Genomic DNA, 25,858 nt, shown 5'->3' with positions numbered 1-25,858 from the left:
CGGCCGAGCATCGGGCGTGGCGCCTTTCGGGGTCATGCAGACGACACGATCTCGCACAAGAAGATGGTGATCCTGGCTACGGCGATCGCACGAGATCGATCCACTGCCCCAAAGACGCCAGCACCGCTTGTAGTGCATTGCCCGTGGCCACATCGCTCAACCGGCCTGAACTGTCGAAGAGCTGGGCCGCACTGCTGACATAGAGAGCCGGCGCCGGCATGATCATGCACTCGGTCGCATGTAGCGTCTGGCGCAGTGCATGCTGCGCGAGGCGGGTGCCCCAGCGCCCAGATGTCGCCCCCATGATGGCAACCGGCTTTCCAGCCAGCACGTCTTCGGGCGCGCCCCGGGACACCCAATCGATCGCGTTTTTTAGAACTCCTGGCAACGACTGGTTGTATTCAGGAGTTGCGAACAACACACCGTCGGCGGCGCTGACTTCGCGTCGAAGGCGCTTGACCGCATCAGGTGCGCCACCGGCTTCCTGCTCCAGATCCTCGTTGAACAGCGGGACTGCGCCCAGGTCACGATAGACGCTCACGGTCATCCCGGGGGGTGTACAGGCGGTAGCGGCTTCGAGCAGTAGTAGATTCCATGAGGACCGGCGAAGGCTGCCTGCGATAGCCAAGATCCGTTTATCGGGCAGCACCGGCGGGGTGCGATCAATGGGCGCGTACGCATCATGCATTGCTGAATCTCCTTGAGGAAAACCGGGAGTATCACCTGGCCCGGATTGCGATTAACGATGCGACATGTCGACCGGAACGAGCACGAGCAACAGTGCCGATGCGAAGAGGAGTGCGCCCATTAACCGATCAATCCAGTTGCGCGCCGTGAGTGTGTCTAAGTAGCGCATCATCAGGATGCCCATCGCGCACCAGAGCGTCAGGCAAAGCACGGGGATCACCGTGAACAGCACCGCCAGCATAAGAGAGGTCTGGAGGGGGTCGGCGCCGTTTCCTACGGCAGCGGTTACAGTCAGCACTAGCACCCAGCCCTTGGGATTGAGAAACTGGAAGCCGAACAAGGCAACGGCGATGTTGGGCCGGACACTGGTCTCTGCAGGCTGCGACCTGCCTGAAGCGGCGAACGTTTCCACGATCAGGCGGACACCCATCCAGCACAGGTACGCACCGCCGCCGATGGTGATTACGTTGTATAGGTGCGGCAGGGCTTGGAAAGCGGCGCTCGCTCCAGCCATCACCAGCGCCCACATGGCCAACCCACCGGTGACGACACCGGCCATCGCTGGCAGCGCACTCATGAACCCGGATCGTGCGGCGATGCGCATGACCAGTAAATTGTTGGGACCAGGAGTGATGGTGGCGACTGCGATTAGACCTGCACCGATCATGAGAGCGCTCATCGGTCTGGCTCTCCACGTTGAAACGTCAAAGGATCGATCTGAACCTCCTGTCCAGAGGCAAGCGCCATCCGCGCTGGCCCGAAGCGCTCGCGACCGTGTGCAGCCGACCAGTCTGCGTCGGGTGCGGCGGCGACGATGCCGAACGGGTTGAGGTTTCGGTCGTGCTGGTAATACCCCTCGCGGATCACGTCCATATCGACCGTGGCCGCGACACCGCACCACGAGTACAGGTCTCTCGCGTATGCCCAAAGGTGCGGATAGTCAATCAGTCGGCGGCGTGCGCATTTGAAATGGCCGTGATAGCCGGCGTCGAACCGGACCAGTGTCGGGAACAGTCGCCAGTCCGTCTCTGTGATGATCGCGCCGAACAGATAGCGTGCGTTCGCAAGGCGCCGTTCCAATCGGTCGAGCGTGGCGAACACGCTCTCGACGGCCTCTTCGTAGGCATCCTGTCGTTGTGCGAACCCGGCGCGATAGACGGCGTTGAACAGGCCGACCTGGAGATCGGCGTTGAGGGAATCGATCCGGTCGCGGAACGATGGCGGAGTGAGCGTGAAGGCGGACGCGCCCCCAGTATCAGCCGCGTCGAGCGCGCGGACGATGCGGGCTGATTCGTTGCTGACGATTCTGCAGGCGTGGCTATCCCAGAGCACCGGCACTGTTGCCCGGCCGGTGTAGCCCGGCGCCGACAGGCGATAAAGCTCATGTAGGTGCCGGATCCGCGAAGCCAAGCCCGGGACGATCCATGGCGCACCACCGGCGACCGCGTAGCCCTGCGTCCGCTCGCCGCCAGCGATCTGCACCGGCACAGCGCTCTCGAGCCGCTTGAGCGCACGCATCAGCAGGGTACGATGCGACCACGGGCAACTTGACGAGACGATGAGCCAATAACGGCCTGGTTGTGCGCGCAGCCGTTCTGCAACGTCGCCAATATCTTCGCTGAACACACTGTCCGGTCTTACGAAGCGACCATCGACAATTGTCGAGTCGGCGTCCACCCATTGGCCATCGATCAACATTCCCATATTGCTCCCTGCATTGGCATGAACCTGATGCGCAATTGTGGGTCGCCCGGCTGGTCTCGGCAGCGCGACTAATGGTCTATTATCGAGTCCATTATGAAGATGCCCATCAATGCACTTCGTGCGTTCGCCACGGTCTACGCCCATGGCGGGATTCGCTCGGCCGCGCGCGAGCTCGAAATCGTCCACTCGTCGGTGAGCCGCCACCTCGCGGAACTGGAAGCCTGGCTCGGCGTGCGTCTGATCAGCGAGGCCGCTGGCCGGCGCGGTATCACATTCACACCCCAAGGCGAGACGTTGGGCCGAGCTACGATGGCGAGCTTCCGCGATATCGAGCGCGCGGTCACCGCAGTGCGGGAGTCGCGGTCCGGGCGCTCGGTGACCATATCGACCGCTCCATCGTTCGCGGCGCGGTGGTTGCTTCCGCGCCTGCCGCGGCTCGAACAGTCGCATCCGCACCTCGAAGTGTCCGTGGTCGTAGATCAGAAGATCGACAACCTGCAGACCAGCGACATTGACCTGGCGATCCGCATGGGCCGCGGGCCTTGGCCCGACGTGCAATGCGAGCCGCTCATGGACGAAATCCTCTATCCGGTCATGAGCCCTGCGCTGTTCGAGGCGTCCGGCCAGCCCACGCAACTTTCCGATCTTCTCGGCACGCGGCTAGTGCACGACCGTGATCCGCATGCATCGTGGGAGATATGGCGGCAATTGCATGGCCCTGCGTCGCTGGATGTTTCGGCCGGTCCCCGCTTCTCATCCTCGGACCTCGTGCTTCGGGCCGCGGTGCAGGGTCAGGGCGTCGCGCTGGCGCGTCATCGGCTTGCACTCGATGACATCGCCTCGGGCGCACTCGTAAGACCGATTGAAGATGCCGTCGTAGAACTCGCAGCAGCGTACTGGATCGTGCTTCCACTGCACCGCAATGTGCGCAGTGGAGCATCGACGGTCATCACCTGGCTGAAGGAACAGGCCGCGTACAGTGACACGGTGATTTGAACGCCGAGCATCTCGGTTGCTGATGCCAATATTCTGTTCCGAAAGAAAGATCACTTCTGCTATTGGAATCGGAACTGTCCAGCCGGTAGCGACCTCGCTGAAGACAACGCATGGGCTCCTGCAGTCGAAGACCCGCAACGCTAATCCCACGCGGGTTATCCGGTTGGAGGTACCGATGGTCGAGCAATCGCAGTGTTGGCGATCGACGATGTCCGTTCTGGGGCGCACAGGGCCAGAAGCCAAAGGTGGCGGCTCACAGCAGCTGGGCCTTCGCCAGACTGCATCGGCTCGGCCTGAATGGTCTACTAGGTGTGCACTCAGCTACGGTCAACAATTCTGGTGATCTGCCCGTTGCCGAATGAGAACTCTGATTTTCCTTGAAGGTCAAGAACAGTACCGGCGAGTAGGCCGTTAGGAACGTCTGCGGCTAGCGTTCCACGGTACGCAATGGTTGCAATGGCAGAGTCGTGGCCGAACTCCAAGCCTGTTATGCGTTGCTCACGCTCAGAGAACAACAACTTCGACTGCTCAGCGAGTTGCCTGAACTCAGCAATTCCGGTTGTTGCCGTAGTGAGTTGATCGCCCGAGTAGTTTTCGAAGCGAACATCTTTGGAGAGAAGCGAAAGCATTCCATCAACATCGAATGCGTTGTAGGAAGCCAAGTAGCGGTCAATGAGGTACTTCATGTTTGAGTGATTCATGATCTCTCCATGCAGGCAAAACTGCCTAATAGACGAACTCAGAGGGCCGCGTAAATGGCTATCCCAGAAGCACCGTATGACGCGCATTTCCCTCGGTACAGCTTGATCTTAGGGCCAGCGAGTTCTGCCAACAAGCCAGCGCATGTCACGAACTAGTAGCACGCCCTGCGCTCGCTCCAAACTCGCGCCGATAGACGCGGAGATGTCCGATTTTGGTCGCATGACGCCCTACGGCCAGAAGCGGACATGTTGCGATTGACCCACGAACCCCATCTGCGCCGATGTTTCGCGACAGGAGGCGGATCATCGCGGTGGCTGGATGGCCGGCGCGTGCTGTGCCATCAATTCCACGATCCAGTCAATGAACACGCGTAGCTTTGCGCTTACATGCCGGCTGGGCGGGAAGGCTACGTACATCGGCATGGGATCGAGCTGCCAGTCCTCAAACAACGGTATCAACTCACCGCGCGCCAGTGGTTGGTGTGCCATGTACTGCGGTAACCACAGCGCGCCGAGACCAGCGATGCCTGCCGCCAGATAGGCATTGCCGTCATCCACCGACAGCACATGTCGGCCCTGCACGAGCAGTTCCTCATCACCGCGGCGCAGAGGCGACATCAGGGGGCTGCCGGTCCGCGAATTGCGGTAGCCGACGATACGGTGCGCAGCATCTTCCAGTGCCAGTGGATGCGCCGGCATCCCGGTGCGCGCCAAATAGGCGGGCGCGGCGTAGACACCCAGCGGAAGGTCGGCGACGTGGCGTGCGCGCAAAGATAAATCGGTGAGTTCGCCACCTCGCACCACGCAGTCCACGTTCTCGTCGATCAGGTCCACCTTGCGATCACTGGCGCCGAGATCGAGCTGGATGTCGGGATAGCGCGCATTGAAATCGGGCAGCGCGGGCACCAGAACCAGACTGGCCAGCGGCGCAGGTACGTCCACGCGCAGCCGGCCACGCGGCGACGCGGAGGCGGCCGACAGGCTGGTTTCGGCGTCGTCCAGGTCAGCCAGCAAGCGTACGACGCGCTCGTAGTAGGCGGCGCCATCGGCGGTGACGTTGACTTTGCGGGTGGTGCGATGGAGCAGCTTCACCCGCAGGTGCGTTTCCAGTTGCTGGACCAGCTGGGTGACGCGGGTTTTACTGGACTGCAGCGTCTCGGCGGCCTTGGTGAAGCTGCCGGTTTCCACCACGCGGGCAAATGCCTGCATCGCATCGATACGGTCCATGTGGGCTCCAGAGATGGGCGGGATTGTTTGGATTTTACAAACAGTGATACCGCAGCAGGTGTGTTTATCCCCCCTCGGATCGCTCCCTAGAGTGATCGGCGTGTCCCGAGCCACGGCATCGCAAGCTGCCTGCCGCCGTGCGCGGGACAGCATGACCCCACCCACGACAGGAGCATCCATATGGCCCCCCGCAACGCCGTTTTCCCCGCCGATCGGCATGACCTCTATGCCGCGCACGCCTATTCCGCCGCGATTCGCTCAGGAGACCTGCTGTTCGTATCCGGCCAAGTCGGCAGCCGCAGCGACGGCTCGCCCGAACCGGACTTTGAAGCGCAGGTCCGCCTGGCGTTCGCCAATCTCAAGGCCACCCTGAAAGCCGGCGGATGCGGGCTGGACGACATCGTCGACTTGACGTCCTTCCATACCGATCCCGAGCATCAGTTCGACACGATCATGAAGATCAAAAGCGAAATCTTCTCGACCGCGCCCTATCCGAACTGGACGGCAATTGGCGTCAACTGGCTCGCGGGGTTCGATTTCGAGATCAAGGTGATCGCGCGTATTCCTGACTAACCCAGCGAGGGGGCATGTCCGCTTCGGGTCGGCAGCCGCCCTTCCCTACCCCCGATAAACATCCCTAATCCCCCTACCCGCTCAATTTCCGTTTACGGCCAGAATTAGAGCGTGCCCGCTTTGCCAAACTGCGTTGGAAGAGTCCCGCGCCACTCGGACACGGCTCGGGACCCTCTGTGCCGCGCGACCCTGCCCGCCCTTGAAAGCCGGGTATGCACTCCAAGCTTGGGGTTTGGGGCGCATGCTGAAGCCGGTTCGAGCTTGTTTTGGTCGCAATAGTAGCGATAGACAAGTGGCAGGCTATCTGACAGGCATTGGCACTGACCTAGCCAACCCATTGGAATCGCTGGGAAATATGGTGTTGTAGGTGCGGGTAAAATGGGCCACACCATGCCTTTGCGTATCAACGGGTTACGCGGCGATAGGGTGCAGCTCAAGCGGCTTCATCCGGCTCCCACCGAGCGGCAACGGCCTCGAAGGTGGGCATCAAGTCGTCTCAGGAGGCCGCTCAGCGATGCAGGGCGTCGATGATCAGACCAGTGGCAATCTCGACGAGGAGATACTCGGCATCAGACTGTCGAACCCAACGATGGCCGCGCCCCGGATCGCGCAGGTCGTAATGCGCGTAGTCATCCACCCAGTAGCGCCGATCAACCTCAGCCCAAGGCAAACGGTCGCCACGGTGCCACGCTTTCTTCTGCCAACCCGGCGGGGGTGCATCCCGCTTGTGAGGCCCGCCCGCATGCGGCGGCGGGCCATTGCCTCGCGCGTGGTGAGGCGGGTCGGCTAAAGCTGGCGCAGTGGCCAGCGACATGGCGGCCGCCAGTGTTACGCCAAGCATAATTCCGGCTTTCATAAGGCGTTCTCCCAACTAAGCCGCCCCATGCGGCTTCACGGCGCGGACTATAGATCGGCTTGTGTGAACGCCGCCATCCCCCATCAATCGCACTGGCGCATTCCCCCTCGTCGTCACATCTCAATCTCCATAAGAGCCTATGGTGCTAACTAACCATGGGCGCTTTACGCGGCCTTCGCCATTCCGGCACGAGAACACCGAATCTCTCCAGAGACTCATTCAGGGTCTATCTATCCAACGACCGCAGCTTCAGTTGGCTACAGGCACATCATGCTGCAGCTCATGGCGCAACTATCAATCAGTTGCTCCTCAATAATCCTTCGCGCGAGGTACAACTCACAATGCAGCTACTGTGCGAGCTAGCAGCATCAGGATTCAGAACATGGCCAGCCTAAGGGATAGGGATTTCGTCGATGTCATCAGCGAACTCTCGTATTGGCAAGAACGATTCAATCGTGGATCAATGATCGGAAGCTCGTTCCGGGATGACTGCGCTCCAGTGATAAAACTCGCTTGCGACATCTACCTGCGAGATCCGCACGGCACGCACAACACTTGGATTGAAGACCTTTACATGCATCTTCCCACTCCAGCATCCACGCACAGCGCTGGAATCACTACGCTGATCGCCACGCTATGCTGGACCCGACTCAACGGAGCTCCTAGCTCAACCAGCTATTCATCTAAGTCCCTTCAATAGCACCCTGTGCTAACACGAGACGGCGCATCATTCGTTGGCGATGACCTCATCGCAATGGAGCAAAAGATGACCAGCGTCAACGAGACAACCAGCACCCAGGGCCCGCAAGACAATGATTCAAAGCGAGCGCCGGTTGCGCCGCAACATAATGACCTTGACCGCAAGGATGCGGAGACCAAGGAAGGCAAGCCCCAGGAAGGGGGCAAGCCCCAGCAGAAGTAGCAACTTCTCCTGGTAGGCCGTGGAGAGCTGCGCCAGAGCGCAGCTGCTCCCGAAGAAACTGGATGCTTGTGAGCAAAGACGAAAGCGTTGAAAGCGCTCTATCAATGCTCACATAGTCACAGAGGATCGCAAGGGGTTCTACCCCGAAATCGCGGACGGTTCTGAAAGAGTTGAGAACTTCGAATCGCGCTTGGCGATCCGCCGCCGCATCCGACGGTTGCGGAACCGCTCAATGTATTCAAACACATCAGCCCTTGCCGCATCGAGTGTTGGGTAGCTCATCCGGTATATCCGCTCGCGTTTGAGCATTCCGAAGAATCCTTCGCATGCAGCGTTGTCCCCGCAATGTCCCGCCGCACTCATCGAAGATACCAATGTATTGGCTTTCAGGCAGCTCTGATAGTCGCCACTTCGGAATGACTGCCACGATCGGAATGTAGGATTACCAGATCGCGGCCCTGGCGCTGCCAGACAGCCATCTGCGCGGCTCGAGTCACCATTTGCCGGTCTTGTCTGTGATGCATTGACCAGCCCACAACACGCTGGTCAAACAGGTCCAGGACGATGCACAGATACAGCTTGCCCTGCTGCGTTTTGATCTCGGTGATATCGGTGACCCACTTGGTTTCTGGTTCCAGCGCAGTGAAGTCCCGTTGCAGCCAGTTACGCACGCCAAGGGGTGCCAGCGCAGGCCGGCTGCGCTGGCCGCGACGTTTGGGCCGAGGCCAGACCTGCAAGCCATCGGCCGCCATTAATCGAGCCACGCGATTAAGGCTGGCGGTCTCACCTTAACCAGGTCTTCACGCATCTTGCCTGCGCCCAGCACGCAGCGACTATCTTCGTGCAGTTCGCGGATGCGACTGAGCAAGCGCTCGTTGTCGAGCTGACACTCAGCACTGAATTTCCTTCGCTTCGACATGAACACTCCTCAAGGCCCCGGTCGGCCTTCTCGTAAGTGTCCGTGAAAACGGGGCGAACCCCACCTTAGTCATTGAAGCGTACGACACCGAGACAAGGCTCCTGCAGAGCACTCTGGTCAATCTCATCGGCGTGTCGCGACTGAAGGTCCATCGATTGTTGAAGCGCTGGACCGAAGCGGAAATTGTGGAGACCGGCTACGCCACAATGCGTATCCTTGACCGCGGGGCCCTTTTTGCAGACTAGGGGTGCATGCAGGCGGCTTCGGTAAGCCTGCCGAAGCGGGGGCTCCGGGGGTTCTCGACCGAATCAGTCTAATGGCGCGGAGGGCTGCCACCTTTTCGATGCAATGGGAAGGCCGGCAGGCATTTGAATACGCTGATCAGCTTCGGCTTGAGTGAATTGTTAGAACGCGCCCTTTTAACCGCCAGGCCTCAGCTCCTTGCCCCCGTAGCCTTTGCCGCAAGCGCTATTTAACGGGTCTTCCTTTCTACGCGAAATTCCCACGCGCCATAGCACGGCAATGAAAATCGGAAGAAAATGGCGATTGAACAACGTCCAGATTCGGGGCAAGAGAAAACCCCAAGCATCGTCAGAAATCAGCGCCGAATCAATCCTTCCTGTACTGCCTTGCAAATCAATTCTAAGGTGCTGTGAACACCCATCATCTGCATGACTGCATACTTGTGCGAATCTATCGTTCTCACGGACAGACCCAATTCATGGGCAATCTGTTTGGAACGCATGCCTTGCTGCGAGTATTCCAAGATCCGCAACTGTCTGCTAGTAAGAACATATCGGCTACAACGCTCACTACTCTTGATGGCTCTTGCCGCAAGCGTCGGAGTGATATACGTGCAGCCACTCATCACGCTGTTGAGCGCATCCACAAGCTCATCCCCGGCAGATGTTTTTAGCACGTAGCCGCATGCTCCAGCACGGATAGCTTCTGCGGCAATGGACGGCTCATCATGCATCGTCAAGAATACTACAGGAAGATCAATGCCCTCCTTGCGCATGAGCCGCATCGTATCGATACCGCTCATGCCCGGCATGCTGATATCAGATACCACTATGTCTGGTGGGTCACGCCGCACCAGTTCCATCAGTTCCTCGCCTGACGTGGTGAGAGTTACCACCTCAAACGAGTCCATCAACAGAAGTTCGATGCCTTGCGCAACAACCTTGTGGTCGTCGACAACCACGACTTTGCGGAATGGTGCACTGACCGACTGTGAGATCCCCATCATCCTCCCCCACTTGGCGTAAAGCCTCTCCTGACCAAACGAACGCACCGGATGCCGGCTAGGCCATGACTTGCACGAAAAATGCCGCCAAATGCGTGAGGGTCATGTGAGTTCTGATGGGCATTCTTCTCTTCGAGTCATTCGGAAATGGAAGTTGGTCAGGACTGAGCCACTATGAAGTTAACAAGCAGCAATGGCTGCGTGGTCCAGCAGTGGCATTGATGCCCGGTTGCCTTCGAAGAGGCCTTTGCGTGGCCAGTACAACCGCAGCAACAAAGTGAACTAGGCCCTGACTGCCGACAGTAAGCCGCCTCCTCGCACGCTCCTTGCAAGTCGACCTGAACATTCAAGCCGAGTGGCGGCTAGGTGTGGAAGTTGTTCGCGTTACACAACCGATGAAAGGAGCGCCTTGCGTTGTAGGGATGCGCGCATCGGCACAACAGGGACTTTCGCTATTTGCACGTGATCGCCCTGATGAGGATGTCCATGAGCGCGACAACACGACAGCTACGTAGTCAGCGCCTTCATTACCAACCTCGCACGGACAATCACGCCCATGCAATCCTCAAGATTCCTTGACAGATCCACATCGGTGGGTTCGACCTGTCCATTCAAAACGAGAATCCGTGTATTTAAAGGGCCTTGAAACCTAGGGCAGCATGCATGGCATCCTGCCACTTCTGCCTGAAAACATCGCGATCACGCACCTGTGTTTGCCCTGACGATACAACGGAACCCAACGTGGCTGGTGGAAGTATCCACGGGTTGCGCCATGCGCGCGGCAGGGCGATAACGGCGGCAGTAGCTGGGCGCGCAGGCATGCGAGCCCCCTTTGGTGACTCGGCGTGGAATGTGTGCTGTGTCGTTAGGGTCGACGCTGGCGTCACGCTCACCGCCGCGAGGGTTGTCCAGCGTACAGCAGGCCTTCTGGATGCGCCCGTGGTCCTGATACCAATCGGTAGTCCATTCCCACACATTTCCGATCATGTCGTATAGGTCGAAACCATTGGCTGGGAATGAACCAACCGGAGCGGTGAACTCGTAGCCGTCCAGCTTATGGTTCTCCCACGGAAACTCGCCCTGCCAAGTATTGGCCATGTAGCGACCTTCCGGTACGAGCTCGTCCCCCCAGGCGAACTCTGTATTGTCGTTGCCACCCTTGGAGGCATACTCCCACTCCGCTTCGCTCGGCAGTTCCTTACCTGCCCAGACCGCAAAAGCCAAGGCGTCCGCGAACGCAACATGGACAACAGGGTGTTCCTGCAAGTCTTCAATCGAACTGTTGGCTCCGCGCGGATGGCGCCAGTTTGCGCCGGCAACATACTGCCACCAGTTATACATATTGCTCTTGTCAACCGGCCCTGGTGGCGGCACTAACACCAGCGACGCTGGCACCAGCAATTCGGGATCTGCGCCGGGATAGTCGGCCGGATCGGCTGGCTTTTCGGCCAAAGTCACATGCCCGGTCGCCGCCACGAACTCGGCAAACTGGCGATTGGTCACAGCGTGGCGGTCTATCCAGAAGGGTGCCACGCTCACCTTATGCGCTGGCTTCTCTTCCGGATAGTGGTTGTCCGAGCCCATGGTGAACGTGCCACCGGGTAGGTGGATCATGCCCTCGAGCTTCAGTGTCTGGACGACTTCCTGATTCATCTTGCCTCTGCCTCACAAGTGGATAACAAGGGGGTCGACTGCGGATCTTACGCTCTTACGGAATGCTGACAAACAATGCAACAACGCAGCGAACCCGGCGCTCGTTAGCCGTCGTTGTGGGCAATCTACCGCAGGATAGGCAACCAAAGGGTGCCTGCGCATTGACCAGGTGACAAGCTACACCATGGCAGCAACTGCGGCTGCAATCAAAGAGTGCGGTTGCAGTCCTTGGCACCGATTTCATCGGTATTTCACTGGTCCACCGGACAATACCCGGACGCTGTGCATTGTCGGATTGCCATCCCGCCTCGTATGCCAGTGAAGCAGGGCACCACTCAACTTGATTAGGAGATCACAATGGCAGATTCACGCAAGCCCAATATCATCCTGATTTTGTCGGATGACTTCGGATACGGCGATGCCGGATGCTACGGCGGGGGTGAGAACCGAGGCATGGCGACGCCCAACCTCGATCAACTGGCGGCTGATGGTATCCAGTTCATGTCGTTCTACGCGCAGCCAAGTTGTACGCCCGGTCGCGCTGCGGTGCTGACGGGGCGAATCCCAAATCGCAGCGGCATGACCACTGTAGCCTTCCAGGGCCAGGGGGGCGGCTTGCCGGCTGCCGAATGGACGCTGGCATCGGTGCTAAAGACCGCAGGATACAAGACCTTCTTTGCTGGTAAGTGGCACTTGGGCGAGTCCGATTACGCGCTCCCCACCGCGCATGGTTACGACGTGATGAAGTACTGCGGCCTTTATCACCTCAACGCCTACACCTACGCCGACCCGACGTGGTTCCCGGACATGGACCAAGAGCTGCGCGACATGTTCGAGAAAGTGACCCAAGGTGCCTTGTCCGGTACTGCAGGCAAGAAGCCCAAGGAAGACTTCAAGGTCAACGGCCAGTACGTGAACACACCAGAGAAGGGCGTGGTTGGCATTCCGTACTATGACGAGTACGTCGAGAAAGCCTCGCTGGAGTACCTGGACAGCGTCAAAGCTTCGAAAGAGCCCTTCTTCATGCACGTGAACTTCATGAAGGTCCATCAGCCAAACATGCCGCACCCTGACTTCCAGGGCAAGTCGATGTCAAAATCGAAGTTCGCCGATTCGATCTGCGAGAACGACGCGCGCATCGGTGCCATCCTCGATAAGGTGCGTGAGTTGGGTTTGGAGGACAACACGTACATCTTCTGGACTACCGATAACGGCGCCTGGCAAGACGTCTATCCCGATGCTGGCTACACTCCGTTCCGTGGCACCAAAGGCACGGTACGCGAAGGCGGTAACCGCGTTCCTTCGCTGGCCAAGGGGCCTGGCATCAAGGGCGGCACAAAGAACTCTGACATCGTCGGTGGCCTCGACTACATGGCCACGTTCGCTTCGCTGGCGGGGATCAAGCTTCCAGAGAAGGATCGGGAAGGTGAGCCGATCATCTTCGACAGTTACGACATGTCGCCTGTCCTCCTGGGCAAGGGTAAGTCCGAGCGCAAGAATTGGTTCTACTTCACTGAGGACGAGCTGACCCCCGGCGCAGCACGCGTCGGCCACTACAAGGCCTGCTTCAACGTCCGCGGTGACAATGGCGCATCGACCGGCGGGCTGGCGGTCGACACCAATCTCGGTTGGAAGGGTCCCAATGCCTATGTCGCGACCGTTCCACAGGTCTTCGACTTGTGGCAGGACCCGCAGGAGCGCTACGACATCTTCATGAACAACTATACGGAGCACACTTGGACGCTGGTGACTATCAATGCAGCGATCAAGGAGCTGATGCAGACCTATATCAAGTACCCGCCGCGCAAGGTACAGAGCGAGGGCTACTCTGGCCCCATCACGCTTACGCAGTATGAGCGGTTCAAGCACATCAGGGACCAGCTGGGCAAGGAAGGATTCCAACTCGGATTGCCGACCGGAAACTGATCTGACAGGCATCGTTATGGAGCACGGCGGAACCAAAGGTCCGCCGTGCTTGCGCTACAGATTTTGAGAATTCTGGTCCGCGAACCGCTCTAGGGAGCAGCCCTCGCCAAAGACGGTGGCATGCTCACGCCGGAAAGAGTGATTTATCCAGTCATTGCCATCAGGGCAGTATTCGAGGCGATGCGATAACGCAGCAGCATAGCCGGAAGCACCAGGCGAACCGTTAGGTGTGTATCCCGCAGTCGGTTGCCATTGCTCTAGGTGCTTACTGGATCGGCTTCAGCGCCGTGCAAAAAAACCGGCCATCCGCAAGCTAAAGACCTTGATGCATCGGGTCAGAACACGAAACATGCCAGTGACCGCAACTTTGCGAGCTGCGACCATGGGGTCTCGGTCACAAGGGATCCAATAGCCATGATCGGTCCTATCAGGATGAAGAACAGCAGGACCTCTTTGGCCAGACTATGCAAGCAAGTGCGTGTACAACCACCGTCAGCCATAGCGCAATTACCAGCATTCTACTTCGGGAACAGTAGGCTAAACGTGAAGCGTACGCCCCATTCTGGCCCGCCCTCTGGCTTATCCAAGTAGGTGCGCACGCCGCCTTGATAGCTGACCATCTGGCTGCCTATCTTCGAGACCTTGCTGTAGAACAGATTGAGCGGCACGGTCCACTGCCCTCCTTTCCAGTCGTAGGTCGACTCGATGTTGGCACCGAGGGTTCGCCCATGACCCAGCCCCTTCGTCAGGAACGGCTGCAGGAAGGTGGAGCTGATGTCAGCGCGGCGATCGCTACCAGCCACGTCAACAATGTGATTTGCCAAAGCCCCATAAGTCCACGCATCCTTCTGCACGAGCACCACCGCTGTCGGACCCGCGCCCCAAGTATCGGCGCCGAGGTTGTCGGTACCGGTCGGCAATAGCAATGCAGGGCCAACACCCCAGATCAACCCGGACGGCGTTGGCTCCTTGGGCGAGAAGAAGAGGCTCTGAGTAATGTCTCCGATGCCCGCCTGGTCGCTGCCCGGAATCACGTCCTGCTGGTAAATCACTGGCAGGATCGTGCGCGAGATCATGTTCCAGTGTTCCGATATCGACACCGGAACAACGGGCTGGATGTTCACAAGGTTGCGATAGCCTTCTTCGCCGAAGGTTTCGTCGTAGTTGTACTGGATCGGTACGCTGACAAGTGCCGCCACCGGGTTAGATAGCGCCTTAGCAAGGGCGTCGGCGTCGTGTTCCTGCGCATCCGCCGTGACAGGCAGGCACGGTACGAGCAACGAAGTGCAGATCCATAGCCGCGACTTGCACACTTTACGCCAAGCATACGACGCAGTCCTTCGCCAGGACCGATGACACGCATGGACTAAGCCGGATTTGCTTGCTTTGTGGGTTGCTGTCATGCGCATTCCATTCTCTCGATGGGCTCGTTATAAGCAGATGGCTGGGTCTATGGTCTGCCCAGGAAGTTCAGGTCATTGACGAAAGTTGTCGTCACCTTGTTTTTAGGATGGTTGCCTGCACGCTAGCATCAGGCCGTAGCGGTTGTAGGCATATCGCCTGCCTGCCAGTTGAGTCTGTAACCACCAACGGACACGTCAGCGTGAACAGAGCGCGCCAACAATGGCTGAATGTCGTCGACGTCCGGCTTGCAGCGCACGACCGCGATGAGCAGGTCCACTTCACGCTTAGCATTGCTGCTCTTCTCCAAGGTGAAATCCTTGCTTGGGGTAGCCCTGCTTCTAGTCACAATGCACTCCTGCCGCCTGGTGCATACTGGATTGGCTTCAATCCTCGGCGCTGGCCCCTCCGGTTGCATCCGTAGTTCTCCGCCTCCCATGCCAGTAGTTCTACTGGTTGTATGCTTTTTCATGGCGCAACGGTATACGACCACCCCTCGTTCAGTAGATTTACTGGCTGTCGTTGCGCATTGACACGCATGCATTCTGAGTCAATGCATAACAGACTTTTGCCGTGCCTACCGCCACGGCCGATGGAGGACTCATGAGTGATATGCCACCGACTGACAAGCCGCAATCATCATTGGCCAACGATCTGGCGCGTGGGCGCACCCATTTGGGTAACGAGCGCACTCATCTGGCCTACCTGCGTACCACGGTATCCTTGATCGGATTCGGGATCACCATTAACCGGTTCAGCACGTACCTGATCCAGAACGATCAAGCACCACAGAAGGGGCGATTGCTGCTGCATGACGCCGGCAACGCCGGCTTTGGAATGGTCTTGCTCGGACTCGCGCTATTGGTGTGGTCGTTGGTTCGGTATCGACTCGTGACCGCTGACATCGAGCGTGGTGTAATCAACCCACGGCACCGCGCCACCACTGTATTCACCATCGGGCTACTGCTACTGGGTGGCCTGACAGCAGTCTGGCTATTCACCAGCTGAGGAGTCTGGCAATGCGAGTTTCCCCCCGGCGTATCACCCTGTTATTAGCTTTTCCTGCGCTCGTCCTGGCGACCACGCCGCTCGTCCGTGCGCAGGACCCGATTGCCACCGGCGCTACGGGGACGACCTCCTCGCAGGCCGAGCGTCCGCGCGCCTCCAACAAGTGGCGAATCGCGTTTGACGAACGTGCAAAGTCCAGCGGTACCATCAGCTTCCGGATTTGGCCGGCGAATGATGCCCCGTTCCAGGTAGACGTTGCCGTCACCGAGGGCGAGTCAGAGAACCGTATTGCCTCGACCACGCGTAATGCATTGCGTGACCAATTAGGCGAAGGGTTTCATGTCGAAGTTGACGACGGAGAGGACGTGCTGGTGAAAGCCCGTCATGGGACGGGCGACTTCGGACTGGAGTTACTTAGCAGCACGGCGCGCGATGTGGACATCACTATACGCCGCGAGTAGACGGGTCCCTTGAATCGTTGGCCAAGGGGTCAGGCGAACTTGCAGAAGCACCTACACTCAATCTGCACTTTGGTCCCGGCCCGATCAGACCTGACAGACCGCAACGATTGGGACCTCACCCCGGCCTTGAGCGCCGCACCGACGTGGCTGCCACCAACGCCTGATGTACCAAAGATCGGCGAAACTATTGCCTCGCCTGTGTTCTGTGCGGAACACAGGCCATCACTGCCGGCGCTCGAAAGGTGTGGATGTAGGTGGTATTCGTATACCACACCGTCTGAGAGGTGGTGCACAAGCAAGAGGCTTACTTGGCACCGGCGTTGTCGGGGTTGCATACTGCCACGCATCTGGATGGAACTATCTAGTACGGAAGACATCATCGCCAGCCAGGTGAGTAAGTTCGAAGGCGTAACTCAAGTCGTCTCAGACTCGGTTCCGACCACTCTGGCACGAGCATTGATCTTCTTCTGTGCGCGTAAGACGCAATGCAGCACGACACGGTTCTCAATGCGTACCAATTAGCGTCGATTGCTCGACTCGATGTCAGATACGTTTAGTGCCGCCATCCGGTCGATGAGTTTCCTGGCCATTCGGCGTGCCTTAGCATCATCCTTGGAGTCGAGTGGCTTCAGCTCAATGGCGTCACGTCCTCCGACAAAGCACGGACCTCCGATGCATTCGTCGTCGGGAGAGCCATCTTCGTTAATGGCTTTGTGATCATCGCGGGTAAGGTCGGTCCCAAGATGTTGGGCCAGATACACCCACGTCCAGCAGCGTATCGAATCGGTTCGGTCGTAGCTATCGATGAGCGTGAGCATGGCATCGACATCCCCGTTCTCGGCTGCGATACGCAACAACCCTTGCGTATCCTCGATGCGGCAAAGTCGCGCGGCCACCTGGGCCACCCAGGTGGAATCAGCATCGGCGCTAACAGGACCCATTTCGAAGGATGTCGGATCTATAAACCCAAACCTATCGGCGAGATCAAGGTGCGCTTCTGGTAGCCCGAGCAAAAAGGCCTGTTGGAGATGCCGGACGTACTTGTCTTCAGTGGCGAGCCGCTCGGCATGGGCATCGGCCCGGTCTCTAGCGGAACCAAACAATTGCTGGCCGGGTAACCGTTGGTTTTGCCAGTAGGTGTTACCTGAGTCGCCCTGCTCATTGTCCGGCACATAGAGAAGAGCTAGAGCATAGTGTGCCAGCGCATTTCCCCTAGCTGCTCCCGCCTCCAGGCCCTCGATCAAAATGGCATCCTTAAGAAGGGACTCGGAATCCACCCGCTCAAACGAGCCACCCTTGGGTAGCAGCATACCCACCAGTTTGACCAAAGGTATGGCTCCGAACGATCTTCTTTTCATGAACATGGTCAGTTCCGATGCTGCAAAACCCGACACCGACGCATCGTAGCCCAGCGATAGCAAGCGATCCCTAACGGAACTGACGTCAGGCTTTAATGCGTTCGATAGCATGTGGACGCAAGTAAAGACTGCGCTTGCGCTGAAAGCAGCATGAGCTATATGTCCGTAGGCTGCGGCAAACAACTCGTAAATGTGCGCGCGTTTGAACGGAAGCCCAGTCTTGGCTTGAAGTTCTTGTTGCGCGGCGCAGGCAATTTCTTTCACAGACATGACCACCCCTCGGATTTGCCCCCGGCTCAGAAATCAGACATGCGCGTTATCTACTCTTTCGCAGCTTCCTCCCTGGCGGCGGGTCAGTTCCGAAGCGGCATCAGGCCGGCGCGAAGAAGTTGATTGGAACTCGTTCTTCATGGGGCTCGACTGACCACTGGCATTTGCGGCGTTGGGGGCGGCGTGACCTGATGAAGACTTCGCTGCAGATCCAGCATCGGGTCCTGCGGCACGCTGGTCGCCCCTGTACTGGGAAGATCAAGATCCAAAACGAGGCCGACGGCGAGCGAGAACAACAGCAACAGCAAAGCTGTAGCCTTGCGCTGCTGATACCGCTCGTAACCAACCAGCCCGGCAGATAGCACGGCAAAGATGAGTAATAGGCGCAGGATCCGTGGTGGGATATGGTCTTGACGTGCGGCGTAGCGCTCCGCAGCGAGGTCAATTGCCTCGTTGGTGGTACTGACGATGAGCGAAGCGCGAGGGTTATCCCGGAATGTAGCGATTCCCTGCCGCATTACACTCCAAAGTTCATTCTGCAACGACACCGTCTGCGCGAACTGTTGGGTCTCGTCGCCGGCATCTCTGGCGTTGGCGAAATCGACACGCGCATCAACATACCGGCGCAGAACTTCTCGCATTCTCTCACCATCCTTTGGATCAAGCAGATCCGTGCGCAGCCAAGTGGTTCCAATTGCGTTCGCTTCTTTGAGCACCAGGTCACGTCGTTCGTCGTATCGGCCCAAAGTGAGTGAGAACGTAAAGCCGATCAGCAACGCAAGCAGCCCCATGACCGACGTCATAGCGAATCCATCCTCTTTGGCACCCCCGGGGTCCATCGGCTTGCTTGAACTTGTTGGCCCTGCGAGTCCGCGCGAGGCCTGTTGCCGGCGTAGACGCAGACGAAGCCCGACCTCACGCGCCGCCATTAATGCGACGAAGAACAGCAAAGTTAGCAACCACAGGGGCATGTACGGGTAGGAACCGGATAAGATCATGACGGCGTCGCCTGGAATGGAAAGAGCAAACTGGAGCGCAGACGGAAATCTGCTTCCTGACTGTCTGGAATCCTGTGTTTCGACGTGCAACTATTAGGCCGATGCCGTCAGATTTGTACGCACGGCATCTTGGGTTTCGCAGCCTCATAACCTTTTTGCACCGGAATGACCGGGGCCTTAATGTCTGGAGCGAATCAAATGAAGGCTCGTACATCTGTGACTACTCCCACTAGACCAGCCCGTTTGCAAGAGACCCCTGTCCCTCCCATTCCCGATGTCAGTAAGCTGGAAGGAGACATCGCTTCGACGGAGTATTCGCGCTATCGAACGGGTCTTTCCAACCACCGTACATCCTTGTCCGAGCATCGCACCTCGCTTTCCGAGTACCGTACAGATCTGTCGTCGGACCGAACGGAAATGTCCACCCAACGAACGGACATGTCGTTTCAGCGTACTCATTTGAGTATCGAACGAACGACCATGTCTGTTATTCGCACCGCCTTATCGCTTATCGGATTTGGATTCACGATCTTCCAATTCTTCAACCATCTGAAAGAGTCCCAGCTCATGATCGTCTCCAGTCATGCGCCGCGCAACTTCGGGTTGGCCCTTGTGGCGACGGGTCTTGTACTTCTGACGATGGGCATCGTATACCACGCTCGAGCGATGCTCGAACTGCGAAGGAAGCGCAGCGACATGGGAGAGCCGGCGCTCATCCATGATCAAAGCGTATTTCCGGTTTCGATGGCACTGGTTGCAGCTCTTCTGTTGTGGGCATTGGGCGTACTCGCTATTGCCCACATGGCTTTTGGCCTAGGTCCCTTAGGTTGAGCGATGCCGCTGCGTCTTGTGCCGTGGGTATTCGCGTGAACTTGACAAAAGGCGCGATCCCCTGGCCGCTGGATAGTAGTTCTATGATGGGCTTCGATCCCCTCTGTTAGAAGCCCTTGTCGTTCGTATTACTTTCGACGGTGCGCAGGCCAACACAAGCTGGTGCGGCAGAGCGCCTCTCACGGGAAATATGCAGGGAATTACCCGCGCGATGACCCTGCCGTACCGAATATAAATCAGGAGAAAAACCAACTTGCGTTCGCCAGCGTGAGTTAGGCCGCCTTTTCGGTTGTTAAGTTTTCCTTCTGGTTTGCGCGCGAATCTTTCGGATCCATGCAAAAGCAGGATCATCGAGTATCAGAAGCATCGGCTATCCTGGTCTTGGGAAACATCGGAGCATCAGGAAGGGCCGCTCGCAATTTCTCACACTGCGTTCCATGTGCGCTGGCCGGACGCTGAGATCACAGATAGCTGCTGGACGTCCCGGGAATCACCCATGTCCGCGGTTCGGCATCGCAATGCCCTCTGTGGCTTTAAGCGGCCCCTTCCACCAATAAGGTTGAATTATATTGATCTGCGACCACCGCTTTGGGTCGAGAGCAACCCTCCCTTACCCCCGATAACGTGCCCTAATCGGAACGTCTACCGTTGCTTCAAGGCATGGAAAAAATAACAGCATCGAGCCACCTTTAGCTGACATGGAGAGGAGCCGCGACGGCCAGACAGCGGTCTGGCCTAACTCATTCGTCGCTGTCCGTCTCCACTGACCACTGTCTCTCGACCGAGTGCGATTGCCTCCAATTCCGAGGCGTTAGCGATTACCCGTCCATCCGAGCCCGCTCGGGTGCTGGCATGTTCAGCGCTATCTTCCCCCTAAGTGGGTCCTTGGATGCGTTCTCTAATCCTCACAGCGCTTCAATTTGCAACCAGCGCCGGCTCGAGAACCCGCGCCCCCCGCCAGCCCAGCCCCAAAGCGTTAGAGATCAGCCGTACTTATGAGCGCATCCAGATAGCTCAGGATCGCCCCCTCCCATGACTCGCCAAGACAATACCGGCAAGCATCGCTCCAATCTGCCCATCTCCGTATAAGCGCCATCGCCGCGCCAGCCACAACCAAGCGGGAGCAGGCCACCTAGGAAGCGTTGGTGATTGCGGATCAGTTAATGCCTTCCAAGCTCTGTACGCGCCCAGCAAAGCGGCTGCTCTATCCATAGGCCCGAGACTGCCGATTCGAGGCGGTCCGTAGGATCGGTACTGCCGCTGAGGATTGGGTAGAATCCAGCCCGCACCCTCGATCGACCAAGTAAGCTCCGCACTCGCAATGTTGCCGAACTGAGTGTCCCAGTTGCGCCCAGCCGCAAGTACCAAATCACGGCGGAGCTTCGCGTCCCATCGTTCTATACACCTGTGACGCCACATTTCGAGCCAACTCCATAGAGCCAAGATCTCTTCATTGGTATCGACTGACATAGCTCCTTCTGCGGGTTGATAGGTGAGCAAAAGACGATGCTGGCGGCAAGCGATGGTTCGAACGTCAAGCCAATCCACTGCGACGGGGTATCGGCGGCCGCCGGGAATCTCGACATAACAATGTGGGCACTTCATGCCACGCCATTCGGGTCCAACACGCCATGAGACGGGGATACGATCGACGCGACCTAACTCAGGAGGAATGGCTCCCCAATCCGTGCCGGCCAAGCGACGCTCTGGTTCTTCAGCTGAGAATTGACACCATTGCCGCCAATCGGAAGATCCTAGTCTCAGCATCTCCCGAGTGGCGTCCAGCCAGGAATAGATGCTCTCGTCCGGATAAGGGACAGCTGCAACGGGTAGGTCCTCAATTCTCAAGGCCCTTCTCCTCCATACCAAATCCAGACTTCCAAAACTCCTCGAGCAGTTCGATGGTTAGATGCCTTTCCCCGCGCTGATGTGCTAGTCGGGCAGCTCCTAGGACTACTTCAAGGAGCCGAAACGTGATGCAGCAGTCATGTGTTGTTAGCCAGCGGACTACTACTTTGCTGTCTAGATGTGATGGCTCAGGCAACCCCAATTCGAGTTCTATTCCTGCCAAGAACTGACGAAAGTCGTTCGACTCAGACCAAACTGGTAGTTCGACCTTCTTGAAGCGCGATGCAAGCTGCTCGTCTGCCGCCAGCACGTTAACCATATTCTTCGTCGTAGCGATGCAGACTGTGATTCCTAAATTGCAGATGGACTTGATGAGTGCAAGGGTGTACTGCTGACCGGACTTTCCCGCATTGAGGATATGCCCTGCCTCATCGATAAGAAGCTGTTTTACGCCTGAGGCCTGCAGTACATCGGCAACCTGCTCGTGGATGTTCTGAGTCTTCCGGATAGGAAAGCCTGGTAGACAGGAATTAATGATGGAACGGCACATCTTCATGCAGTTCCCGTCGTATGGCGCTTCAATCAAGATCGCCTCGCGATATCGCGAGCCACTAGTTTCACGGTCGGCCGATACTTGAGACATGTAGTGATTGAGCAACCTGCTTTTCCCACTCCCCGCTGCAGCAGCGATGTGCAGACAGACAGGTCGACTCCGCCGATACTCGCCAGCGCGAAGCTGACTCAGGACTTTGAGGATTCGCACGGAGTGAGAGCTCAGTACAAACGGCAGATCTCCTTCTAGATAGGAGGCGGAGCCCGCGCAATTCTGGGTGATCTTCATTCAATTACCCCCTCGATGGGAGGGAGCGGAAAGACTGGCGCGCTGTAGTCAACTTCACCCGAAGGCTTAATCGGCTTTACCTCCGGCAGCCTAGCGATCTTACGACGCGCCTTCTTAGACCTGTTCGCTGCTTGAAAAAGCACCTCACGTTGATGCTCGATCGCATCGAGCAATTCACTCTCCGATGCGGCCTTCTTCCCCTGCTCTCTAAGATGGGAGCGTATGTCGCGCAGCTCCCAAAAGGAGAATGCCCCTCTGGAGCGATCCAGCAGTGGGACATCAATGTAGTCACCAGCTGTGTACAGGAAAACCTTACTAAGATCGCGTTGGCTGAAGTGTACCCTGTGGTTTATCCCGTCATTTATGAACGGTGTTAGTGCCGGATCCCAATAGTTAAGCGAGTTCAGCTGGATCCCTCCACGGCCGATTCTGCGTTCGACAGCTGGCAGAAAACCGATCGTGAATTCACGTTGATCCCCGATGAGAGGGGGGAATCGTGTAACTCCCTCTTTATCGGTCCATGACTGTTCCCACATCTGCAAGGGCGTAATTCCGCCAAGACCGCGGTGAGGAGAGTTGTGATACACGCCAGCAACTTCTAGCGCGAGCCATTGTTCGAGCTCAGAGATACTAAGGATGGCCTTCTTCTCTGAGGGATAGTCTCCCCGTTGCTTCGAGTTGGAGAACGTCGTTCCAGGAAGGAGGTGTATAGCTCCCATCATCGTTCCGATGTAGCGTTCGATGTACGCGCCGTAGTGCGGCTTTCGCACCGGCCTGGGCCGTACTTCAATTCCATATCGTTCACACTGCGCGAGAAGTGACTTCGTCTTGAAGGTCTTTGCGTTATCCCACGCAATTCGTGACATCTTTCCGAAGATCGGATACTTGATCTTTTCTTCGAGACCGAGGGATCTCAGCCACTTATCCTTGGGGAGGCAGCTGTGCTCCAACGTGAGCGCAACAGAGGTTTGATCAGGAGGATCAAAACTCATGTAGTAGCCAACGACACAACGCGTGAATACGTCGATGGCTAGCGTTATCCACGGGCGACCAATCACCTGTCGGGTCAATGGGCTAACCACCATTAGATCGATGATCGCATGATCTATCTGGATGATCTCGAGTGGATATGTTGCCTCCAGCCCTCTAATGGAAGGAGCCTGCTTTGCAAGAGCCTCATGGCTCCCATGCCGCTTTGTGGCCACATGCATGGGATCGCGCGCCTTGATCCGCACTTTCACGGCCGCGTAGCTCGGAGCAGGAACGTTGGCCTGATGGGCGAGCTGCGCACACCTGCGGACGACTGCTGCAACTGTGCTGGCTTCGCGCACCATGTAGATCTCATCTATCGCAGATGCGATCAGACTCTCGACCAACGGTGGTAGGAGTCGTGCTCTGGGCGGCGGTCCAGGCAGAGTGGGCAGCTGAGCTGAAGGTAGCGGATTGTCACAGTACAACCGCCAACGACGCCTTACGGTTTTGCTGCAAACGCCGAGCTGATCAGCGAGCTGATCGCACGTCTGCTTAGAAAGCCGCGAGCCATGTTTCCGAATCGCTATCGCAAGCGTTCGTGTCCATCTATGTGCGGCTGCCTCTTGGTCAGGGTCAATGTTAGCGATGTGACGCACTCTGCCAGGCGACACTTGCGGGCTATACGACGAAAGGTCTCCGACGCCAACCCACTGAAAGTCGCATGTGCCCTCTATCTGGATGTGGATCTTCTCGGAGCTAACGCAGTTCAGAACACGGGACAGCCTGCCTCCACACATAACTAGCTCACCCGGCTTTATCACCAGGTCTTTGATTGGGCGAGCAGCTCTCATTGTTGAACTCATAAGTGGGTCCTTGGACCCGAGGCAACAGATGCCCGCTCCCTGTGTTGACACGGGAAGAGAAGCATGAAAGGCTAGCCCCAATCGGCGGACTATTCCGGTTGTTCAGAAAGGTCAGGGTTGCAGCCCTGGCCTTTCGTCGTTCTAGCCATAGGCACCTGTGTCCGTCAGGCCATAGTTGAGTCTCCGCCGATCGGCATTTGCCACGAAGTGTGACCGGTCAGGATTAGCACGACGATCACAATCGTGCAATCGCAACTGATTGATATACAAGGGTTTTTATAGTTTATAAACTATTATTCCCGCCCCTTGCCGGCCAAGTCGGCATGTCGCATGAGGAATGCCAAATCGGCTTTCGCCTGATCGTATCCCTGGACTGATGTTTCTTGCCGGATCGTGTCCCTAGCTGAAGTGGGACCATGCACGAGTTGCAAGCTGTCTGTGCGACTCATTTCAGATCAATAGCTTGCGTAGAGACATTAATCAGAAAAATCGACAGGATCAATTCTTGCCTCCCCCAGCGAAAGCCCCGCAAGGATTAGATCCAAGCATGAGAAAGCCAAACGAAGCCGGCACGTATACCGACACCCACGAGCTGATACGCCCACCATGCTGGCCCAGTGGCGGCCAATGCCCCAACGACTGCGCAGCTGTTCTCCATCGCCGCATCACCGAGAACCATGTTGAGCTCAATGGCCCGTGAGCAGGCTGGCGCCTGGCTGGGCAAGATCTGGTGGCCCCAAGTGGCGAAAGAATCCCAGAACGCAGGCTGCGCGGCCTGCTTTGGCGTGCGGACGCCTCAGATTTACGTGACGCGACACGAAAAAGGAGTGCGGCGCGAAAAGCGGGGCAGCGGTCCATGGTGAAAGTCGTTGTCGTGGACCTGGGCGACTGGCGCGAATGCTACTTCGATACCCGTGCTGGATAGCAGCGTCACCGTAGGGGCACGGCCCTTACAGCCCGGCTACAATCCGCCCAGGACGAAATCCGGGGGAATTCATGGAACGAGAACGTCAGGAACCGACGCTGGGTAAAGCTGACCTTAGCGAAGTGAACTTCCGACCTCGTCACAAGCATGGTCCGCAATCTTCCGGAAATCATGGTCCGCCAGATGAATCGAAGTTTTGGATAAGGGCAGTTGTTTTGTTGGCCGCAGCTGTACTCATCGCCATGGGATTGATCGAATGGAACGCACGGCGCCAGGTGGCAGCACTGGAACGGGCCCTGACACTCACTCCCGAACAGCAAGCCGCGCTTGACGCTGAGATCAAAAGATCAGAACGCGAAGATGCCGAGCTGCTCAACCAGGTGCGCCGCCGCATCACGGTAGCCCCGCGCGATTGGCAGCCGGCGAAAGAGCCACTACGCGCCGGACAGCGCTGCATTCAGGGCCGGCGCCTAGAGCGAATCGAAGGTGGCTGGCGCGACATTCCAAACTCACCATGTTGATTTAAGTGACGAATCACTAAATTATCGCATGCAATGGGATAACGGCATCGAAGGCCCATCGTGACGAGTTACATCAAGCTGGGGCGAGCAGGTTGACCCTATTTTTGTGACTGAATCGCCCGAGCCAATAAGTCAAAGTTAAGCAACCTCG

General features: G+C 57.7%; 22 protein-coding genes and 1 pseudogene. 8 read left to right on the top strand and 15 right to left on the bottom strand.

The window, feature by feature from the left end; translation table 11 throughout:
• Positions 1 to 76: 76 nt before the first annotated feature.
• From LR961_RS09985 to LR961_RS09975, 3 genes are read right to left on the bottom strand one after another with little or no spacing between them, the layout of a single operon-like run.
• Positions 77 to 688 carry an NAD(P)H-dependent oxidoreductase gene (locus tag LR961_RS09985; protein WP_232148711.1) on the bottom strand — a complete coding sequence of 204 codons (612 nt, stop codon included), beginning with the start codon at positions 686 to 688 and terminating at the stop codon, positions 77 to 79.
• 51 nt (positions 689 to 739) lie between these two features.
• Positions 740 to 1,366, bottom strand: coding sequence for a LysE family translocator (locus LR961_RS09980; RefSeq protein ID WP_232148710.1), 627 nt, complete (start codon positions 1,364 to 1,366; stop codon positions 740 to 742).
• The gene (locus LR961_RS09975) at positions 1,363 to 2,385 is read right to left on the bottom strand and encodes a glutathione S-transferase C-terminal domain-containing protein (protein WP_232148709.1); all 1,023 of its coding nucleotides are present in this window, start codon (positions 2,383 to 2,385) and stop codon (positions 1,363 to 1,365) included. Before LR961_RS09975 ends, LR961_RS09980 begins: the two co-directional genes overlap by 4 nt.
• Before the next feature lie 99 nt (positions 2,386 to 2,484).
• Between LR961_RS09975 and LR961_RS09970 the strand changes: the two genes are divergently transcribed.
• Positions 2,485 to 3,387, top strand: coding sequence for a LysR substrate-binding domain-containing protein (locus tag LR961_RS09970; protein ID WP_232148708.1), 903 nt, complete (start codon positions 2,485 to 2,487; stop codon positions 3,385 to 3,387).
• A 317-nt stretch (positions 3,388 to 3,704) separates the two neighbouring features.
• Here LR961_RS09970 and LR961_RS09965 read toward each other — a convergent pair whose 3' ends face one another.
• Both LR961_RS09965 and LR961_RS09960 read right to left on the bottom strand, forming a co-directional pair.
• Positions 3,705 to 4,088 carry a nuclear transport factor 2 family protein gene (locus LR961_RS09965; RefSeq protein ID WP_232148707.1) on the bottom strand — a complete coding sequence of 128 codons (384 nt, stop codon included), beginning with the start codon at positions 4,086 to 4,088 and terminating at the stop codon, positions 3,705 to 3,707.
• A 303-nt stretch (positions 4,089 to 4,391) separates the two neighbouring features.
• Positions 4,392 to 5,315, bottom strand: coding sequence for a LysR family transcriptional regulator (locus LR961_RS09960; protein WP_232148706.1), 924 nt, complete (start codon positions 5,313 to 5,315; stop codon positions 4,392 to 4,394).
• 180 nt (positions 5,316 to 5,495) lie between these two features.
• Here LR961_RS09960 and LR961_RS09955 point away from each other — a divergent pair, with 180 nt between their 5' ends.
• On the top strand, positions 5,496 to 5,888 hold the full coding sequence (locus LR961_RS09955; RefSeq protein ID WP_232148703.1) for a RidA family protein: 393 nt from the start codon (positions 5,496 to 5,498) through the stop codon (positions 5,886 to 5,888).
• 508 nt (positions 5,889 to 6,396) lie between these two features.
• On the opposite strand, the gene LR961_RS09950 is transcribed toward LR961_RS09955, so the two are convergent.
• Complete coding sequence (locus LR961_RS09950) at positions 6,397 to 6,744, bottom strand: RcnB family protein (RefSeq protein WP_332311026.1); 348 nt, start codon at positions 6,742 to 6,744, stop codon at positions 6,397 to 6,399.
• Positions 6,745 to 7,510: 766 nt separating this feature from the next.
• On the opposite strand from LR961_RS09950, the gene LR961_RS09945 reads away from it, so the two are divergent.
• Entirely contained in the window at positions 7,511 to 7,666 is a 156-nt protein-coding gene (locus LR961_RS09945; protein ID WP_232148701.1) for a hypothetical protein, read from the top strand.
• A 138-nt stretch (positions 7,667 to 7,804) separates the two neighbouring features.
• Here LR961_RS09945 and LR961_RS09940 read toward each other — a convergent pair.
• From LR961_RS09940 to LR961_RS09930, 3 genes and pseudogenes are all read right to left on the bottom strand, one after another.
• Positions 7,805 to 8,576: pseudogene (locus LR961_RS09940) on the bottom strand (IS3 family transposase); the annotation flags it as partial.
• 607 nt (positions 8,577 to 9,183) lie between these two features.
• Entirely contained in the window at positions 9,184 to 9,831 is a 648-nt protein-coding gene (locus LR961_RS09935) for a response regulator transcription factor (protein ID WP_232148700.1), read from the bottom strand.
• Positions 9,832 to 10,530: 699 nt separating this feature from the next.
• The gene (locus tag LR961_RS09930; protein WP_232148699.1) at positions 10,531 to 11,484 is read right to left on the bottom strand and encodes a formylglycine-generating enzyme family protein; all 954 of its coding nucleotides are present in this window, start codon (positions 11,482 to 11,484) and stop codon (positions 10,531 to 10,533) included.
• Positions 11,485 to 11,841: 357 nt separating this feature from the next.
• Here LR961_RS09930 and LR961_RS09925 point away from each other — a divergent pair, with 357 nt between their 5' ends.
• Positions 11,842 to 13,410 carry an arylsulfatase gene (locus LR961_RS09925; RefSeq protein WP_232148698.1) on the top strand — a complete coding sequence of 523 codons (1,569 nt, stop codon included), beginning with the start codon at positions 11,842 to 11,844 and terminating at the stop codon, positions 13,408 to 13,410.
• Positions 13,411 to 13,928: 518 nt separating this feature from the next.
• Here the strand turns inward: LR961_RS09925 and LR961_RS09920 are convergent.
• Positions 13,929 to 14,813 carry a transporter gene (locus LR961_RS09920; RefSeq protein WP_232148696.1) on the bottom strand — a complete coding sequence of 295 codons (885 nt, stop codon included), beginning with the start codon at positions 14,811 to 14,813 and terminating at the stop codon, positions 13,929 to 13,931.
• A 128-nt stretch (positions 14,814 to 14,941) separates the two neighbouring features.
• Positions 14,942 to 15,121 (bottom strand): hypothetical protein, encoded by a 180-nt coding sequence (locus tag LR961_RS09915; RefSeq protein WP_232148695.1) that lies wholly within the window; start codon positions 15,119 to 15,121, stop codon positions 14,942 to 14,944.
• 293 nt (positions 15,122 to 15,414) lie between these two features.
• Between LR961_RS09915 and LR961_RS09910 the strand changes: the two genes are divergently transcribed.
• Positions 15,415 to 15,819: a DUF202 domain-containing protein gene (locus LR961_RS09910; RefSeq protein ID WP_232148693.1), complete on the top strand. Its 405-nt coding sequence runs from the start codon at positions 15,415 to 15,417 to the stop codon at positions 15,817 to 15,819.
• 11 nt (positions 15,820 to 15,830) lie between these two features.
• On the top strand, positions 15,831 to 16,280 hold the full coding sequence (locus tag LR961_RS09905) for a hypothetical protein (protein ID WP_232148691.1): 450 nt from the start codon (positions 15,831 to 15,833) through the stop codon (positions 16,278 to 16,280).
• Positions 16,281 to 16,798: 518 nt separating this feature from the next.
• Here the strand turns inward: LR961_RS09905 and LR961_RS09900 are convergent.
• Complete coding sequence (locus tag LR961_RS09900) at positions 16,799 to 17,908, bottom strand: hypothetical protein (protein WP_232148690.1); 1,110 nt, start codon at positions 17,906 to 17,908, stop codon at positions 16,799 to 16,801.
• A gap of 137 nt (positions 17,909 to 18,045) precedes the next feature.
• Positions 18,046 to 18,879, bottom strand: coding sequence for a hypothetical protein (locus LR961_RS09895; protein WP_232148689.1), 834 nt, complete (start codon positions 18,877 to 18,879; stop codon positions 18,046 to 18,048).
• Positions 18,880 to 19,071: 192 nt separating this feature from the next.
• On the opposite strand from LR961_RS09895, the gene LR961_RS19325 reads away from it, so the two are divergent.
• Positions 19,072 to 19,737 (top strand): DUF202 domain-containing protein, encoded by a 666-nt coding sequence (locus LR961_RS19325; RefSeq protein ID WP_332311025.1) that lies wholly within the window; start codon positions 19,072 to 19,074, stop codon positions 19,735 to 19,737.
• A gap of 1,837 nt (positions 19,738 to 21,574) precedes the next feature.
• Here LR961_RS19325 and LR961_RS09885 read toward each other — a convergent pair.
• Entirely contained in the window at positions 21,575 to 22,426 is an 852-nt protein-coding gene (locus LR961_RS09885; protein ID WP_232148687.1) for a TniB family NTP-binding protein, read from the bottom strand.
• Positions 22,423 to 23,760: a Mu transposase C-terminal domain-containing protein gene (locus tag LR961_RS09880; protein ID WP_232148686.1), complete on the bottom strand. Its 1,338-nt coding sequence runs from the start codon at positions 23,758 to 23,760 to the stop codon at positions 22,423 to 22,425. The genes LR961_RS09885 and LR961_RS09880 overlap by 4 nt, the downstream gene beginning before the upstream one ends.
• Before the next feature lie 1,497 nt (positions 23,761 to 25,257).
• On the opposite strand from LR961_RS09880, the gene LR961_RS09875 reads away from it, so the two are divergent.
• Positions 25,258 to 25,707, top strand: coding sequence for a hypothetical protein (locus LR961_RS09875; RefSeq protein WP_232148684.1), 450 nt, complete (start codon positions 25,258 to 25,260; stop codon positions 25,705 to 25,707).
• The last annotated feature ends 151 nt before the right edge of the window (positions 25,708 to 25,858 follow it).

The organism is Stenotrophomonas sp. SY1 (genome assembly GCF_021202945.1).
Classification (GTDB): Bacteria; Pseudomonadota; Gammaproteobacteria; order Xanthomonadales; family Xanthomonadaceae; genus Stenotrophomonas.
Note: the sequence above shows the minus strand (reverse complement) of the source record. Positions and strands in the feature narration are given on the sequence as shown.